This window comes from Pseudomonas syringae group sp. 26L6 (assembly GCF_032587815.1).
Lineage (GTDB): Bacteria > Pseudomonadota > Gammaproteobacteria > Pseudomonadales > Pseudomonadaceae > Aquipseudomonas > Aquipseudomonas amygdali.
The window spans coordinates 261,880-277,079 of the sequence record NZ_JAWHPJ010000018.1 but is presented as its reverse complement, the minus strand read 5'-3'; the positions used below and the strand labels follow the sequence as shown (position 1 = coordinate 277,079).

Genomic DNA, 15,200 nt, shown 5'->3' with positions numbered 1-15,200 from the left:
TCACTCCTGTGCGATCTTCAGCGTGCCTGGCGGTACGAAACCCGGGTGGGCCAGCCGATTGCGCTGCACCATTTCCTGCGCCCGGCTGGCGTCACCGAATCGGCGATAGGCCAGCACCAGCGCGGGCAAAGGCTCGGAGACCTTCATGTCCACCAGACGTACACCGGAGGCCGCCACCGCGTTGAGGTGCCTGATCAACGCCTGACGCAACGTGTTGAGCGCCAGATAATGTTCGGGATCGGCTTTCAACGACGCTTCCCAGATGGCCGAACTCAGCGTGTCGCGCAGTTCGATGACGTCATCGGCAACCGGCACATCCACGCGTTGCAGGGCTTGCGTCACCTGCTGATCAAGCGAGGGCACCACGTTGAGCGGCGTGGCCGTCGTCGCAATCGGCATGCTCGCGACGATTCTCGCCACCTTGACCAACAGCGCATCCTGAACCAGGTTGGCAGTGGCCTGAGCCGTCACACTGGTATCACGACCGCTGCCCTGGCTGACCAGATTGATACCGGACACCGCCTCTGCCTGTTGTGTGGCCTCGGAAATCACAGACCGGTAATCGACCGTTTCAACAGAAGACGCCCCACCGTTGCCGCTGGACCTTGATGCAATGCTGTTGGACGTGCCGCCGCTATTGCCGCTCGCGGAAGCGCTTGCTGAACTGCCGGTGACCGAGCTGCCGGAACTGCTGGTGCCGCTCGCTCTTCTGGCTCTTTGGCTGTCACCGTCGAAACTGGCGAAGAACGTGGTAAACAGCGTGCTGACCGTCAACGGCGCATTGACCAGCGAATGCACCAGCGCGGTGACATCCGAATAGATCGCCATAAACGGTACGAACTGCCGCTGAATGGTTGCGAACACACCCGACAGGGCGCTGCGCAGCGCCTGAATGTTGATACGTACCGCGTCCACTGTGGCCATCACCGAGCGGTAGCGCCTGAGCGCCGAATCCAGCAGGCTCTCGGACGCGCCCAGCAACTGCCGTCGCGTATTGAGCGTCGACACGGGAAACTTGAGCGGGTTGGCCGGATAGAATTTCAGGTCCAGCCGGACGAGTCCGCCTTCGCTCAGGTTGTGTGTGACGCCGCACTCGCCAACCTGAACCTGCACGCGACCCAGCCAGGGATGTACCAGCTCGCCGGCACCTTCCTGCTCCAGTGCCTGCAGCAGTCTGTCTCGCTGTTCGAAACAGTCGGGACCGACAATGAACCCCGTCAGCGTATGCACTTTCGACTGTTTGCCCAGCGACTCGAAATAAGGCTCGTCGCGTTGTGGAAACTCATGCAACTGCCCCTTGCGGCCTGCCGGAACGACGGCTTTTTCAATGAAAAAACCGACGCCCCGAAAAGACGCTGGCAGCAGGCTGTCACGCCATGTACTCATGATCCGGCTCCTGCGCCGAGGGTTCGATAACCGACGTTTGGCGATATCGTCAAACCCGGCTGGTTGGTTTGCACTTGCCCGGCACGCATGCCCGGCGGCGCGTTTTCAAAGCGAATGTTGAGCTCGCCTTCAAGTCGCGGACCGGCCCCGCCTGTGCCCTGCTGCAACAACAGGCTGCCGGGTGCCAGCGGGGTGGGTACGCCGAGCAATTGGCTGGTCGACGGCACGCCAGTGGCCTGATTGAGCAACTGCTGATTCATGCGAACGTTCTCGACGGCACCGGCCGCCAGAAACGCACCGGTCCCGCCGCCCGGGCCTGCATTGCGTATCCGCTGTTCTTCCGCGAACTGATTGGCCTTCTCGGTCGCCCTCTGCAGCACGGTCTTATCAGTGTCGCCACCAAACCAGCTCATGATCGGTTCGATGAATGGCTTGATGTCCGCCCACAGACCTGCGAACCAGGTTTTGATCGGCTGCCAATTCTCGATGACCATGCCCAGCGGCGAAAAACTGAACAGCGTTGCCAGCACATCGGTAAACGGCTGCGCCTCGGCCTTGATGGTTTCCCATAGCCCGGCGAAGTACTCGGAGATTGGCTGCCAGTTGGCCACGACCATGCCCAACGGCGTCCAGGCGAACAGCGTCTGCAGGAAGTCGAAAAACGGGGTTGCCAGCGCCTTGATAACGTCCCAAAGCGCAGCAAAGAACTCGGACAGCGGTTGCCAGTTGGCGACGATCATACCGAGCGGCGTCCAGGCGAATACCGCCTTTAGTACGTCCCAAAGCGCCATGGCCGGCCCACGAATCGCTTCCCAGACAGCTTGAAAATAAGGCGCGACGGTCGACCAGTAGGCAATCAGAAGACCTGCCGCCAGCGCCAGGCCGCGCACGATCAGGGCCAGCGGTGACAGGCCCATCACCGCGCTAAGTACGCTCATGGCGGTCGTCGCGGTCATGACCGCAACTTGCAATACACCGAACGCAATCGCAGCGGCCACCACACCCTTGATCACGCCAGGGTGTTCGGCCGCCAGCGCGGCGACCTGAGAAATCATCGGCCCGATCACGGCCATTGCTTCGTTCATCGCCGGCAGAAACATACTGCCGATGTTGATGCCCAGACGATCGACACGGTTGGTCATCTCTTTGATGGCCGTGGCCGTGGTCTGTGAGTTGTCGGCGAATTCCTTCTCGATAGTGCCGCTGTTCTGCACGCCCTCGCCGACCTTGGCCAGGTTGGACCTGAGCACATCCAGATTGGCCAGCAGTGGCGTGATAGCACCCAGCGATTCCGCGCCGAACAATTGCGTGATGACATCCGACTGCTTGCCAGGGTCAACACTGGAGACCGCCGTCAGGACCTTTTCAATGGTCCCGGACGGGTCGCTCTGCATGCCCTGGGTCAGCTGATTGACGTCGAGCTGCAACGCTTCGAACGCCCCGGCTTTCGCCGCGCCCCCTTCGGTCAACGACTGCATGAATCGCTTCATACCGCTGGCGGCCACATCGGCCGGCACATCGACGCTGGCCAGCGTGGCGCCCATTGCCGCCAGTTGCCCGGAGGCCATGCCCGCAACCGGCCCAAGCGGGCCCATTGCAGTCACCATGGTGGCGATTTTCTTTTCCAGGTTGTTGCCGCCGAGCACATTGATCTTCTCGGACAACGCCGCGACCTGCGGCTGAGTCATCTGAAACGATGACCGCCACAAGGCCATCATGTCGCCCGACTCGGCCGCCGTCTGATCGAATGCGACACCCATTTTCACGGCATCGCTGGCAAACCCGGTCAGTTCTTCACGCGGTACATTGGCCTTGGCACCGGCAGCAACAATCGCCGCGATGCCATTGGCGCTTTCCGGCAGCCGTTCACTGAGGTCCAGAATATCGGACCCCATCTGCTGGAACTGCTGCGGTGTTTCAAAGCTTACCGAGCGTTTCACGCCGGCCATGCTGGTCTCGAAACCGATCGCTGCCTTTACCCCGGCAATCAAAGGCCCCGCCAAAGCGTTGTCCGTGACTGCCTTGCCAAGGTCTATGGCCCCCAGACTGGTCTCGAGGCCTTTGACATTGTTGCGGATAGTTGCCAGCGTTGGAGACAGCTGGTCGACGCCGGTAATCAGCGTTCTGATAGTGTCTGCCATCACTCCCCCTGCAGGATCTGGTTGATGCGTTGCGCCTGCAAGATCGATTCGGTGATGACGTCCAGCTCCCTGGACATCATCAGTTCGGGATCGGTCTTCCAGAAGTACGCGAGGTCGTAAACGACGGCGATCAGTCCTTCGAGGTTGCTGATGCCGCTGCCATGAAAAAACTCGCGACCTTCCAGCTCAACGTATTGATGTCGCACAGGTCCATCTGATTGACCGACGAGGGCGGGATGCCGGCGCAGACGGCGATGTACTTCGCCGCCACGTCCAGATCCAGGGAAACTTCCTCGTTCTTGTCGATCCTGTACGGCAGGGCCTTGATAGCCCGCGCTTCCTGCGCCGTAGGGCGCCGGAAGGTCAGTTGCGAAAGGGTTTCGCCGTGCGCTTCGATCGGGCTGGCCAGGTCGATGACTTCACTCATTGCCAGCTCCCCTGATTGCCGTCGAATTGCAGTTCGATGGTGCCGTCGTCAGCCTTGCTGCTCGGCTCATCGACCAGGTAGGCGCCGGACAGGACGTAGGTCTTGCCGTTCTTGAACTCACAGGTGATGGTCATATCCACACCGGTAGTGAGCAGCTTGAGCGGCAGATCCGCGGTATGCACGGCGGTGAATTTCAACCAGGCGGCCTTTTCGGTTTCCTTGTAGTAACCAGGCACGACGGTCTCGCGCTTGATGTTCATCAAAGGCGCTTCGCCGCCGCCGCTGATGGTCAATTGGGTGCCATCCACTTTGATGTAGCAGGTACCCGCAACTTTCTGACCCATGTTGTTTATCTCCAGAATGAAAAAACCCGCACGAGGCGGGCTTGAAAGGGTTGGTTAGGTTTATGCCGCTTCGTCGTACTGCAAGCGGAACTGGTTGAGCAGCGCGAACACGCGCAGGCCGTTGATGTAGTCAGGCGGGAACATCACGTTCACGCGGCTTGGGTCATTGCCGTCACGCTCGACGATCAGGTGCTGGGCGAACGTTTCGGCGTTCTCCACATGACCCTCTTCTTCAAGACGTGCGTATTGCGCAATCAACTCGCCACGGATGGTGCTCGGCGTGATGATCGGCTGGCCGGCACCGAAGCGCGTGCCATCGTTGGCCAGCTTGTGGCGGCCGTACTTGCTGGTGATGATGCCTTGCAGACGACGGATGATGAACGCCGACTGGTGCATGGTTTCGCTGTCCAGGTACGAGTTGTCAGCTTGGCCGTAAGCGTTCTTCTGGTAGGTGGTGATCGAACGCTGAATGCGTACGTAACCGCCTTCGTAGTACGCCGTGGCGATGCCGTAACGCAGCAGCGACTCACGCTCGGTCAGGGTGAAACGCTGACTGGCCGGAGCCGGATCGATGCCAGGCATGGTGCCGCTCTGGGTCGGACGGCTGGCGTCGGCAGAGATGAACACCGCCGTGCGCGCAGCCAGGGCAGCGGCTTGCAGCCAGACCGGTTGCGGCACACCGTTTTCGACACCCTGCAGGGTGATGTGCTGATCGTTGCGCAGTTGACCTGCGGCCACCAGCGTACCGACCGTGCCGCGCTTGGCGCTGTAAACGTGGCCGTACAACTGACGCGCCCAGCTCCAGCGACCGGTGCTGTCGTCCATTGCCGCTTTCCAGGCATCCAGCGTGGCAGTGTCGGTCCAGGGCATGCAGATGAACTCGAACGGCTCATCGCCCAGCGCAGCCAGTGCCTTGAGCTGATCAGGCGTACCCACGCCGCCGGTCATGGCCGTGACTGCCGCCGTCAGGCCAGCCGGAATGACTTCGCCATTGGTTTTACCCAGTCGGTTGAATTCCAGCTGGATATCATTGCCGCTTGCCCCGCTCCATTTGCAGGAAAGGCTCAGCACACCCGCTTCAATAGCTGCGGTGATTGGCAGATCCGGCGTAGCATTGATCTTCACCGACAGTGCAGTGGCCGCCTGGGCAGCGGTTGCGCCATTAACGACAGTGGCCTGCACTCGCATGCCGCCGACATACAGATTCAGCAAACCGGCTTCGGTCGCAGCCCCGCTGAGGGTGACTTTCGCGCCGGCCTTGGCGCCTTCGGTATTGAGCAGCGGCAGGCACCAGACTTCGCCGGTGGGGTCCGCCTTGCGCCAGGTTTCATACATCGAGGCCAGCATGGAGCCCTGACCGCCGATGTTTTTCGCCAGCGCCACGCTCGGCACCAGCACCAGAGAACCCAGTTCGGGGCCGGACACATCGTCGTTGACCTGCGCAACGATCAGTCGACGCATGCTGGCCGACGCGCTATTGGCGGCAGAGTTGTCCATCTCCGCATAAAACAGCGGCACGCGAACATCGGATGGAATGTTGTTAAAGCTGATAGCCATTGTTTGGCTTCCTCTTGGTTAAGCCGTGAAGGCTTGATGGGTGGTGGTGGATTGCTCGGTTTGAAGGGTAATGTCGCCGTCGTTCTGACGACGCTGCCACCAGGCGTTGAAGGTCACCTGCCGCCCTTCGACAGGCAGCAAATCGCCCGCCTCCGGATCCGGCACAGTGCGGCCCTCGGCCGGTACTACAGTGATGCGTTGAGTCATGGTGTTACCTCTATTGTGAATTTCGCTTCGATACGGCCATCAGGGCCGGGGGATTTCAGGTTCGGATCTGCGGGGTCAACGCAGTCCATCTCGAGGGTGGCGCCGGTAAATCCGGGCAAACCGTCCAGATACGCTTCATGCCAGGTCTCGGCAGGCTGATCGGAGGTGTTGCGGCCCAGTTGAAACTGCGCTGCAAAGCCGAAGCGATACGTCACCCGGTCGCCGCTGATCTGCACCAGCGCGCCACCGGTGTACTGCATCGCGTCGTAATCGCGATCCGGGTTCCAGCCCACCAACGCTCGCCACAACTCAGCGCGCAGGGTGTGCAGTTGCTCACTGGCTTCCTGCCCGCGCTTGTCACCGCCGTCGAGCACCACCACCACGTCAATCCGGTCGGTGATGTTCTGGCGAATAACGTTCTGCAAATCGTTGGCGGTGGACTGATCGCCGGTGGCAATCACGTACGCCGACGGGTGGGCGAGCTGATCACCGAGGGCGACCGCCGCCCAGTCGATACCGGCACTGATTCGCCCGGCAAAGCTCGGGCAGGTCGCCTGCAATTGGGCAACTATCGGGGTTATCTTCATGAGGGGTTCCGCGTGTGTTGAAGGTTGATTGCGGCGTGGGAAACGCCTACTGGTTCGCCTTGCCCAACGCCTCATCAGCCTTGTCTGCAGCACGGCTGGCCGTATGAGCGGCCTGATTGGCAATTGATGCAGCACTCTCGACCTTGTCTGCCGCCTGGGTGGTGGTTTCGGCCAGCCTGTCCAGGCGCCGGTCGCGCTTGCCCAGCGCTGCGTCGTAGGCATTGCGAACCTCGGCCAGCTGCTGCGTATGCTCGGCATTCGCCGACCACTGCCCGGCCTGAAAACCGAGCATCAGGCAGCCGGCGATCAGCAGCACGGAAATCAGCCAGACCTCCAGGCGCCGCCACCAATGGCGAGCGATGAAATCAATTGCGCATCTGTGCATCGTTTGCACCTCCGAGTTGGGATCGCAGCCGGGCTATTTCGGCGCTTTGCGTGGTGACCTTGTCGGTGAGTTGAACGATGTGGCTGGTCAGGGCTTCGATCTTGCCCTCCATCCGCCCAACCGCTGCGGCGAGCTCGTTGCGCTCCTTGGCGAACTGATCAGCCCGCGCTTCGGCTTCCTTGCGCGCCTGGCGCTCGGAGTCGAGCAGCTCATTGAGGCGGCGCACCGTACCGATGTCCGCGTTGTCCATCGCCCGGTCTGTTGCATCTCTGGAAAGAAACTTGCGCAGCCAAAGAAAGCCGCCAAGCAGAATTGTGCCCGTGCCGCCCAGCCAGGTAGCTGTGCCTGGGCCTAGGTCGGTTGGGTCCATTGGTGCTCCGTAATAGGGTGGTGGACTCTCAAGGCCCTCGAAAATCGAAAGCCTGAATAAACTGGAAAGAGCCCCTTGATGCGGGGCTCCGTTGTTGGGTCAGAACGGAATGACTTGCACCGTCATGCCTGTGCATAACCCCACAGGGCAATGCGCTCGGCAAAGTACGGTGTGACCAGTGCGACGGTCTCCGCCTGATTGCTGGCCTCCAGGCTCATCTTTTCGCCATCGGTGCCTGGCCCTGTGACCCACAGTGTCACTGGCACTTTTTCCGCCTTCGCTTTATCGAGCAGGTTTTTCAGCGCGGTGCGACCGGCAGCCGTTGGCGGAATCCCTGTTTCGCCGATAAATGCGGCCATCTTGTTGGTCTTGGCATAGGTCAGAAACGGACCCACGATTTCATCGCGCAGAACGGTCGGCGAGATCAGGTCGTTGTTATTGGCGTAGGCACCGCTGGAGCTTTTATCGTAATCGCCGTAAGCATGGGCTTCCCAGACGATGGCATTGGCCGGGTCGACGATCTTCGACTGAAGGTTGGCAGAGACGGTGGCCCAGTTTCTGGCGCTTGCAAACTCAAGCCCACAAATGAACACCGGCTTTTTCGAGCTGTTACGCAACGCCTGCAGCACGGTATTCATCGTGCTGATGTACAGCGCCTCAAGAGCAGGGAACGTAATGTAGTCCTTGGCACCCACCGTAGTATTCGAATACGGCTCGTTACCCAACCCCCAGCCCAGCACCATTGGATCGTCGCATTCGGTGACCAGCTTCTGGTGAAAGTTGGCCAGGTGAACGGCGCTCCAGAAAGTGCCGTTGACACCGTTCCCATCCTTGATCAATACCGACTCGGTTGCCTTCCAGCCGTTCTGATTACCGGCCTCCGCGGCAGGAAGAATGCGCCCGGTCAGGTTCCCGTTTGCATCGGTTTCGTAGCGATGCAAACGCATGTAGTGGTGCGGATCAGGAATGATTCTGGCCTCGCCATTGGAGTCTTCACGAATCCAGCCAAGCATTTCTTTCCAGCGCTTCACGAAGTCGGTATTCAGGTTCGCCCCTTGACCTGGCAGGCCGTCCAGAGTGGACAGCTGAATAGCGCGCTGAAGTTCGAACGGGAAACGGATCAGACGCACGCCCCGATTCTTGACCCAGGTAGTGATGGTTCCACGATTGGGCCACTGATAATGAGTCCCTGCCTCGCCAGGCACGATCTGCCCGGCGTTAGCCACTGAACCCAGGTTGATACCTACCAGCGGAATATTCTTGAGCTGGCTGACAGCAGAACTGCTATTGGACATGATTAATACCTCTGGTTAGCACTGCGAGGCAGCAACGACGCTGCTGTACCTCTGTCGCTCAACGGCGATAACTCGAGGCTCGCGGCCTTCACATGATTCAACGTTCCGCAGCGGGAACATTTGATCTGGAGCTCTGTGTACTCACCCATGCGGGCCAGCAGCTTCTTGCACTGCCCGCATCGATAGTCCTTCAACATGTGCACTGGCCTCCGTGTGCCTGGCCCAATGAAAAACCCCGCCGAGGCGGGGTCTGAGGTGGGTCGCGAGTGACCGGTTGTGGCTGTTGTTCAGCCTGTTTCCGGCTGCTGCCCTGAGGCGCAAATCGCATATCGTGGGACCTTTTTACCCCCCTCCGGAAAGGCTGGGAAGGGGCAGTTTCGGGGTGGGTCGAGTTTGACCGGAGTTCAACACGAGTTCGGCCACAGCTGTGCAATCGACCCGGATAAACGGCGTGAAACCGTGTCTTCATTTACCCTTGCGCAGCCTTGTCGGCGACGGCGTTATTGCCTCTGGAAGCGCTGCGCTCAGCGAGAATCCCCAGCACTTGCTGGTGAAGCTTGTTGATCCAGTTGCGATAGGTGCGGTCTGCGCCTTCATTGATGCCCACCAGACGCATCTGCTCGCGCACCGGCAACGACTCGACATAACGCAATGTCGCCAGTTGCGCCAGTTCAGGCCCGCGGCTCTTTGCAGGGCTGCGCGAAAGCTGCGCCACAGCCGCCTCGACTTCGCTGCTTATATAGTCCAGGCCGCTGCCATTACCCACCAGTGCGCGCGAGCCGGGTGTGCGACGCGGAATGTACGCGCCCCATTCCATGATCCCGGCCATCGGGCTGCTCAGTCCGCCGCCCAGACCAATGCGCATGCGCTGTTCACCCCAATGCTGCATCACGGCTTCTATTTTCTCGATCATCGTGTCTCTCCTGTAGGACCTTTCTGAAACGATGCGCAACGTCTTTCACTGCGCAGAACCAAGGCCTTACAATACATTTTGTATTTTTATGACACAACGAAGCATTACATTATGTATATTGCTCAACACCCTACAGCCTGTATGATTCGACGCATGAACAGAAAATGGTATGAAGTCGCAAGACAGGTCATGGAAACCCAGCAGATCAGCCAGGAAGAGATGGCTGAGCGGATGGGCGTGACGCCCGGCGCGGTAGGGCATTGGCTGAATGGCAAGCGTGAGCCGAAGATCGAGGTTATCAATCGGTTCCTGACCGAGCTCGGCCTGCCGATTCTCACCACCTCCATTCCGGCCAGCGAGCCCGGCATGCACAACGTGGAGCCCACGGTGCAGCCCTCGCGTTTCTATCGCTATCCGGTCATCAGCTGGGTAGAGGCCGGTGGCTGGAGTGAAGCCGTCGAGCCCTACCCTGCCGGCTATTCGGACACCGTCGAGATCAGCGACTATAAAGCCAAGGGCAGAGCCTTCTGGCTGGTGGTCCGTGGCGATTCGATGACCGCACCCGCAGGCCAGAGCATTCCTGAAGGCATGTTGATTCTGGTCGACACCGGAATCGAGCCCACTGCCGGCAAGCTGGTCATCGCCAAACTGCCGGAAAGTAACGAGGCCACGTTCAAAAAACTGGTCGAAGACGCCGGACGCTACTTTCTCAAGCCGCTGAACCCCGCCTACCCGACCCTTGCGGTGACCGAGGAGTGCAAACTGATCGGTGTCATCAGGCAGATGACGATGCGTCTCTGACCCCCGGCATGCCACGTCCAAGCCCCGATAACCGGGGCTTTTTCATGCGCCACTGTTTCGTCCCGTGCAGGTGTCCGTGTAGGAAACATTTGTAGCTTGCGTGAGAAACACCCCTCAATTACTGTATGCACATACAGTAAAAAGGAGTTCACTCATGCTCAAGCAGTTCCCCGACACCTCGCAACATGACGCTTACCTGGCCTTGGCACAGCGCATTCAGGACGCTATCACCAGTGACAAGGCGCAGATCGAGCATCAGGTCCTGCTGATCAGGGAGCCTGGCGAATCGGCGGCTCACTGGGAGCGCATCATGGATCAGATCAGCGAGGCGGAAGGTATCAGCGTCACCCGCAACCCTGAAAACGGCACTGCTCGCGTGTCCTGGTACATCGATTCCCTGTGAGACGAGCAATACAAATCGTATCTAAAATACAAACTGTATTGTCACAACGCGCTACATATCGTATTGTTTGTCTGCACCCCATCTCGGGAGTACTCACATGCAAACCACAGGGAGTCATGGAATGAACGAAATACTGGATCAACTTCGCAAAGAATTCGCCACGCCGTGCCCTTCGCTGAGCGCCGTCAGAGAGCGTTATTTTTCGCACCTGTCGAACGACAGAAATCTGCTGCGCAAGATCAACGCAGGACGCATCGACTTGAAGGTCAGCCGCACAGGCGGCAGTCGTCAGGGTCACCCCTTCGTGTACCTGCATGACCTGGCCAACTATCTGAGCGCCATCGTGACCAACAGGGCTGCCTGAGGTCAAAAAAGCACCGCCGCAGCGCGATAATGTTCATCAAACTTTGCAGCCATGAAAAATCTTGCTACGTTTCCGGTACAAAACAAAAACAATCGGGATCCGTTCATGACCAAGACATCGAGGCGCTGGCCCTTCGCGGCCTGCCTGTTATCGCTTGCCTGCGGCACCGCTGCTGCCGCGCCCTATTCGACCATGGTGGTGTTCGGTGACAGTCTGGCCGATGCCGGGCAGTTTCCGGATACCGCAGGGCCCAGGGGCTCTACGCTAAGGTTCACCAATCGTGTCGGCCCCACGTATCAGGACGGCAGCGGTGAAGTGTTCAATCTGAACTCATCGACGCTGATTGGCAGAATGCTCGGTGTTCCGGCAGGAGATCTGGCGGCCTCCACGTCGCCAGTCAATGCTGCGCTGGGCGCCCCGGATGGCAATAACTGGGCAGTCGGCGGCTATCGGACCGACCAGATTCTTGAGTCGATCAACTCGCAATCCACCGTTGTCGACCCGAACACAGGCACACTGCTGCGCAGCCGGACCGGCTATCTGCCCGCAAACGGTTTTCGCGCCGACCCCAATGCGCTCTATTACCTGACCGGAGGCGGCAACGACTTCCTGCAGGGTCGCGTGGTGAGTGCCAGCAGCGCAGCGCAAGCCGCCAATCAGCTGGCTGACAGCGCGCAAGCCCTGCAACAGGCCGGTGCGCGCTACATCATGGTCTGGTTGCTGCCGGATATCGGTAAAACGCCAGCCTTGAGCGGTTCGCCACTGGCTTCGGCAACTTCCGCACTCAGCGCGGGCTTCAATCAGCAGTTGGTCAGCCGACTGGCGCAGATCAATGCCCAGATCATTCCACTGAATGTTCCATTGCTGATCAATGAAGTCCTCGCTGAACCGGCACGCTTCGGGTTCGATCCCAACGAGAACCTGGTCAGTACCTGCTTCAGTGGCGACAGCTGCACAGAAAGCGCAGCCAACGGCAGGTCCAGCGCGACGCCGAATCCGAGCCGAGTGTTTTTCAACGACCGCGTCCACCCGACGGAAGCCGGACAACGACTGCTGGCCGACTACGCCTATTCGTTGCTCTCGGCCCCATGGGAAATAACCCTGTTGCCGGAGATGGCCAATGGCACGCTGCGGATGCATCAGGACGAGATTCGCGCGCAGTGGCTGAGCGACTGGGGCAACTGGCAAGGCGTCGGCCAGTGGCAGAGCATCATCGCCGCAGGCGGTCAGAAAATGGACTTCGACGCGCAGGACAGCTCGGCCGATGCTGATGGAAGAGGCTACAACCTGACCATCGGCGGCAGCTACCGATTTGCCGAAAACTGGCGCACCGGCGTTGTTGCCGGAGCGTATCGGCAGAATCTTGAGGCAGGCCCCAGGGACTCGGACTACAAACTCAACAGCTACATCGCCACCGCGTTTCTACAGTATCAGGCCAACCATTGGTGGGGTGATCTGGCGGTTTCAGGCGGCAAGCTGGACTACGAAAATGCCGAGCGCAAGTTCGCACTGGGGGTCAGCGAGGGTCAGGAAAAAGGCGATACCGACGGTGAGATGTGGGCGGCCAGCGGTCGAGTCGGCTTCGACATCGCGGGGGCTTCCAGCCGCTGGCATCTGTCGCCTTTTGTCAGCGCCGACTACGCGCACATCGATGTCGATGGCTACTCGGAAAAAGGTGATCGCTCGACGGCACTGACCTTCAGCGACCAGACCCGCAAATCGCGGCGTGCAGGCGTGGGTGTGCAGGGCAAGTTCCAGGTGACACCGAGCACACAGGTATGGGGAGAAGTTGCCCATGAACGGGAGTTCGAGACCGATCAGCAGGACGTGACCATGGCGCTCAACAGCGTCCAGTCAGTGGGTTTCACGCTGGAAGGTTACACACCGCAACGCGACCTGAATCGGGCAACGCTGGGCGTCAGCCAGAAGCTGACTCAAGACCTGACACTGCGCGGCAACTACAACTGGCGCAAGAACGACGACGTGACCCAGCAAGGGGTGAATGTTGCGTTGAGTATGAGTTTCTAGAGAGTCCGCTGGGCAGCCTCACTATCGTGCGTGGCGCTTTTTCGGGGTTTCACTATCGTGCGACGCTCCGCGTCGCATGCCTTTCTGGACGCTCTGCGTCCTATCCTGAGAACTGCGGCGCGGCGCAAATCTGTGACGCGGAGCGTCACCCAAGGCATTCCCACGCTGGAGCGTGAAGAACGATAATCTAGGCTATCGTGCGACGCTCTGCGTCGCACGCCTTTCTGGACACTCTGCGTCCTATCCTGAGAACTGCGGCGCGGCGCAAATCTATGACGCGGAGCGTCACCCAAGGCATTCCCACGCTGGAGCGTGAGGAACGATGATCCAACGATAATCTCGGCTATCGTGCGACGCTCCGCGTCGCACGCCTTTCTGGACGCTCTGCTTCCTATCCTGAGAACTGCGGCGCGGCGCAAATCTGTGACGCGGAGCGTCACCCAAGGCATTCCCACGCTGGAGCATGAGGAACGATAGCTATCTAACTACCAGAGCAGCACGCCTGCTCAACCCTCGGCAGGCTGCGACGCCAGGGCAACGGCGCGGAACATGGCGCGGCGCTTGTTCAGGGTTTCTTCCCATTCCAGTGCCGGCACCGAGTCGGCAACAATGCCGCCACCGGCCTGTACATGCAGTTCGCCGTTCTTGATAACCGCAGTACGAATCGCGATAGCCGTGTCCATGTTGCCATTCCAGGCCATATACCCCACCGCGCCGCCATAGACGCCGCGCTTGACCGGCTCCAGCTCATCGATGATTTCCATGGCGCGAATTTTCGGCGCACCGGACAACGTGCCAGCCGGCAGAATCGCCCGCAGTGCATCCATTGCCGTCAGCCCGTTTTTCAATTGACCAGTGACGTTGGAAACAATGTGCATCACGTTGGAATAACGCTCGATAAACATCTTCTCGGTCAGTTTGACCGTACCGATCTCGGACACCCGCCCAACGTCATTACGGCCCAGATCGATGAGCATCAGGTGCTCGGCGATTTCCTTGTGATCGGACAGCAGGTCTTCTTCCAGCGCAAGATCGGCCTCTTCGGTGGCACCGCGAGGGCGAGTACCGGCGATTGGACGCACCGTAATCAGGTTGTCCTCGACCCGTACCAGCACTTCCGGCGAACTGCCGACGACGTGGAAGTCGCCGAAGTTGAAGAAGTACATGTAAGGCGTCGGGTTGAAGCAGCGCAGCGCCCGATACAGATCGATGGGCGCGGCCTTGAAATCGATGGACATGCGTTGCGACGGCACAACCTGCATGACGTCACCCGCGAGGATGTACTGCTTGATCGTGTCGACCGCAGCCTCGTAATCGCCCTGAGTAAAGCTGGAGCGAAACACCGGGTCGGCAGCCGGAGGCCGGTCCAGGTCCAGACCGCGACGCGGAGTGATCGGCTGACGCAGCTTGTGCATCAGTTCATCGAGCTGCGCGACGCCACGTGCGTAGGCATCCTGCTGCGCCGGATCGACCAGCACGATGGCGTGCATCTTGCCCGCCAGGTTGTCGAACACCACGACCGCGTCAGACACCATCAACAGGATATCCGGCACGCCCAGCGGGTCAGGGTTCGGGCAGTTGGCCAGACGCTTCTCGACATAGCGCACACAGTCGTAGCCAAAGTAGCCGACCAGCCCGCCATTGAAGCGTGGCAGCCCGGCAATCGTCGGTACGTTGTAGCGCGCCTTGAAGGTCTCGACGAAGTCCAGCGGGTCTTCGACATCCAGGCTTTCGATCTCGACACCATCGTGGGTCACGCTGACGTGATGGCCATGAACGCGCATCACGGTGCGGCATGGCAGGCCGATGATCGAATAACGCCCCCACTTCTCGCCGCCCTGAACCGACTCCAGCAGGTAGGAGTTGGGCTGGTCGGCAAGCTTGAGGTAGATCGACAGCGGTGTGTCGAAGTCGGCCAGGGTTTCGCGGGCAAGCGGGATGCGGTTGTAGCCTTCAGCGGCCAAACGCAGGAATTCTTCACGGTTCATGAGC

At 59.9% G+C, this 15,200-nt stretch carries 17 protein-coding genes; 4 read left to right on the top strand and 13 right to left on the bottom strand.

Annotated features, from left to right (window positions below; all coding sequences use genetic code 11):
• From RYA97_RS08885 to RYA97_RS08830, 12 genes are all read right to left on the bottom strand, one after another.
• Entirely contained in the window at window positions 1-1,386 is a 1,386-nt protein-coding gene (locus RYA97_RS08885; RefSeq protein WP_016982697.1) for a DNA circularization protein, read from the bottom strand.
• Window positions 1,383-3,527: a phage tail tape measure protein gene (locus tag RYA97_RS08880; protein ID WP_316892154.1), complete on the bottom strand. Its 2,145-nt coding sequence runs from the start codon at window positions 3,525-3,527 to the stop codon at window positions 1,383-1,385. Before RYA97_RS08880 ends, RYA97_RS08885 begins: the two co-directional genes overlap by 4 nt.
• Window positions 3,528-3,657: 130 nt before the next feature.
• A complete protein-coding gene (locus RYA97_RS08875) occupies window positions 3,658-3,954 on the bottom strand; it encodes a phage tail assembly protein (RefSeq protein ID WP_003316280.1) in 297 nt (98 codons plus the stop codon).
• Window positions 3,951-4,298: a phage tail tube protein gene (locus RYA97_RS08870; RefSeq protein WP_003316279.1), complete on the bottom strand. Its 348-nt coding sequence runs from the start codon at window positions 4,296-4,298 to the stop codon at window positions 3,951-3,953. Before RYA97_RS08870 ends, RYA97_RS08875 begins: the two co-directional genes overlap by 4 nt.
• A 60-nt stretch (window positions 4,299-4,358) precedes the next feature.
• On the bottom strand, window positions 4,359-5,855 hold the full coding sequence (locus RYA97_RS08865) for a phage tail sheath subtilisin-like domain-containing protein (protein WP_316892152.1): 1,497 nt from the start codon (window positions 5,853-5,855) through the stop codon (window positions 4,359-4,361).
• A gap of 18 nt (window positions 5,856-5,873) precedes the next feature.
• Entirely contained in the window at window positions 5,874-6,062 is a 189-nt protein-coding gene (locus RYA97_RS08860; RefSeq protein ID WP_002551914.1) for a DUF2635 domain-containing protein, read from the bottom strand.
• Window positions 6,059-6,649, bottom strand: coding sequence for a hypothetical protein (locus tag RYA97_RS08855; protein ID WP_316892150.1), 591 nt, complete (start codon window positions 6,647-6,649; stop codon window positions 6,059-6,061). The genes RYA97_RS08860 and RYA97_RS08855 overlap by 4 nt, the downstream gene beginning before the upstream one ends.
• A gap of 46 nt (window positions 6,650-6,695) precedes the next feature.
• Window positions 6,696-7,034: a hypothetical protein gene (locus tag RYA97_RS08850; RefSeq protein ID WP_003372736.1), complete on the bottom strand. Its 339-nt coding sequence runs from the start codon at window positions 7,032-7,034 to the stop codon at window positions 6,696-6,698.
• On the bottom strand, window positions 7,015-7,404 hold the full coding sequence (locus RYA97_RS08845; RefSeq protein WP_003411734.1) for a hypothetical protein: 390 nt from the start codon (window positions 7,402-7,404) through the stop codon (window positions 7,015-7,017). Before RYA97_RS08845 ends, RYA97_RS08850 begins: the two co-directional genes overlap by 20 nt.
• Window positions 7,405-7,526: 122 nt before the next feature.
• Entirely contained in the window at window positions 7,527-8,699 is a 1,173-nt protein-coding gene (locus tag RYA97_RS08840; protein WP_044324306.1) for a cellulase family glycosylhydrolase, read from the bottom strand.
• A gap of 2 nt (window positions 8,700-8,701) precedes the next feature.
• Window positions 8,702-8,896, bottom strand: coding sequence for a Com family DNA-binding transcriptional regulator (locus tag RYA97_RS08835; protein WP_316892148.1), 195 nt, complete (start codon window positions 8,894-8,896; stop codon window positions 8,702-8,704).
• Between the two features lie 272 nt (window positions 8,897-9,168).
• Complete coding sequence (locus RYA97_RS08830) at window positions 9,169-9,612, bottom strand: hypothetical protein (RefSeq protein WP_316892146.1); 444 nt, start codon at window positions 9,610-9,612, stop codon at window positions 9,169-9,171.
• Window positions 9,613-9,801: 189 nt separating this feature from the next.
• Between RYA97_RS08830 and RYA97_RS08825 the strand changes: the two genes are divergently transcribed.
• The 4 genes from RYA97_RS08825 (at window position 9,802) to estP (ending at window position 13,208) form a co-directional block, all read left to right on the top strand.
• Window positions 9,802-10,413 carry a LexA family transcriptional regulator gene (locus RYA97_RS08825; protein WP_316892272.1) on the top strand — a complete coding sequence of 204 codons (612 nt, stop codon included), beginning with the start codon at window positions 9,802-9,804 and terminating at the stop codon, window positions 10,411-10,413.
• 154 nt (window positions 10,414-10,567) lie between these two features.
• Window positions 10,568-10,816 (top strand): DUF1654 domain-containing protein, encoded by a 249-nt coding sequence (locus tag RYA97_RS08820; protein WP_054081685.1) that lies wholly within the window; start codon window positions 10,568-10,570, stop codon window positions 10,814-10,816.
• Between the two features lie 121 nt (window positions 10,817-10,937).
• Window positions 10,938-11,180 (top strand): pyocin activator PrtN family protein, encoded by a 243-nt coding sequence (locus tag RYA97_RS08815; RefSeq protein ID WP_003316268.1) that lies wholly within the window; start codon window positions 10,938-10,940, stop codon window positions 11,178-11,180.
• Between the two features lie 105 nt (window positions 11,181-11,285).
• Window positions 11,286-13,208: an esterase EstP gene (gene estP, locus RYA97_RS08810; RefSeq protein ID WP_316892144.1), complete on the top strand. Its 1,923-nt coding sequence runs from the start codon at window positions 11,286-11,288 to the stop codon at window positions 13,206-13,208.
• A 506-nt stretch (window positions 13,209-13,714) separates the two neighbouring features.
• On the opposite strand, the gene trpE is transcribed toward estP, so the two are convergent.
• Complete coding sequence (trpE, locus tag RYA97_RS08805) at window positions 13,715-15,196, bottom strand: anthranilate synthase component I (RefSeq protein ID WP_316892141.1); 1,482 nt, start codon at window positions 15,194-15,196, stop codon at window positions 13,715-13,717.
• Window positions 15,197-15,200: the final 4 nt, after the last annotated feature.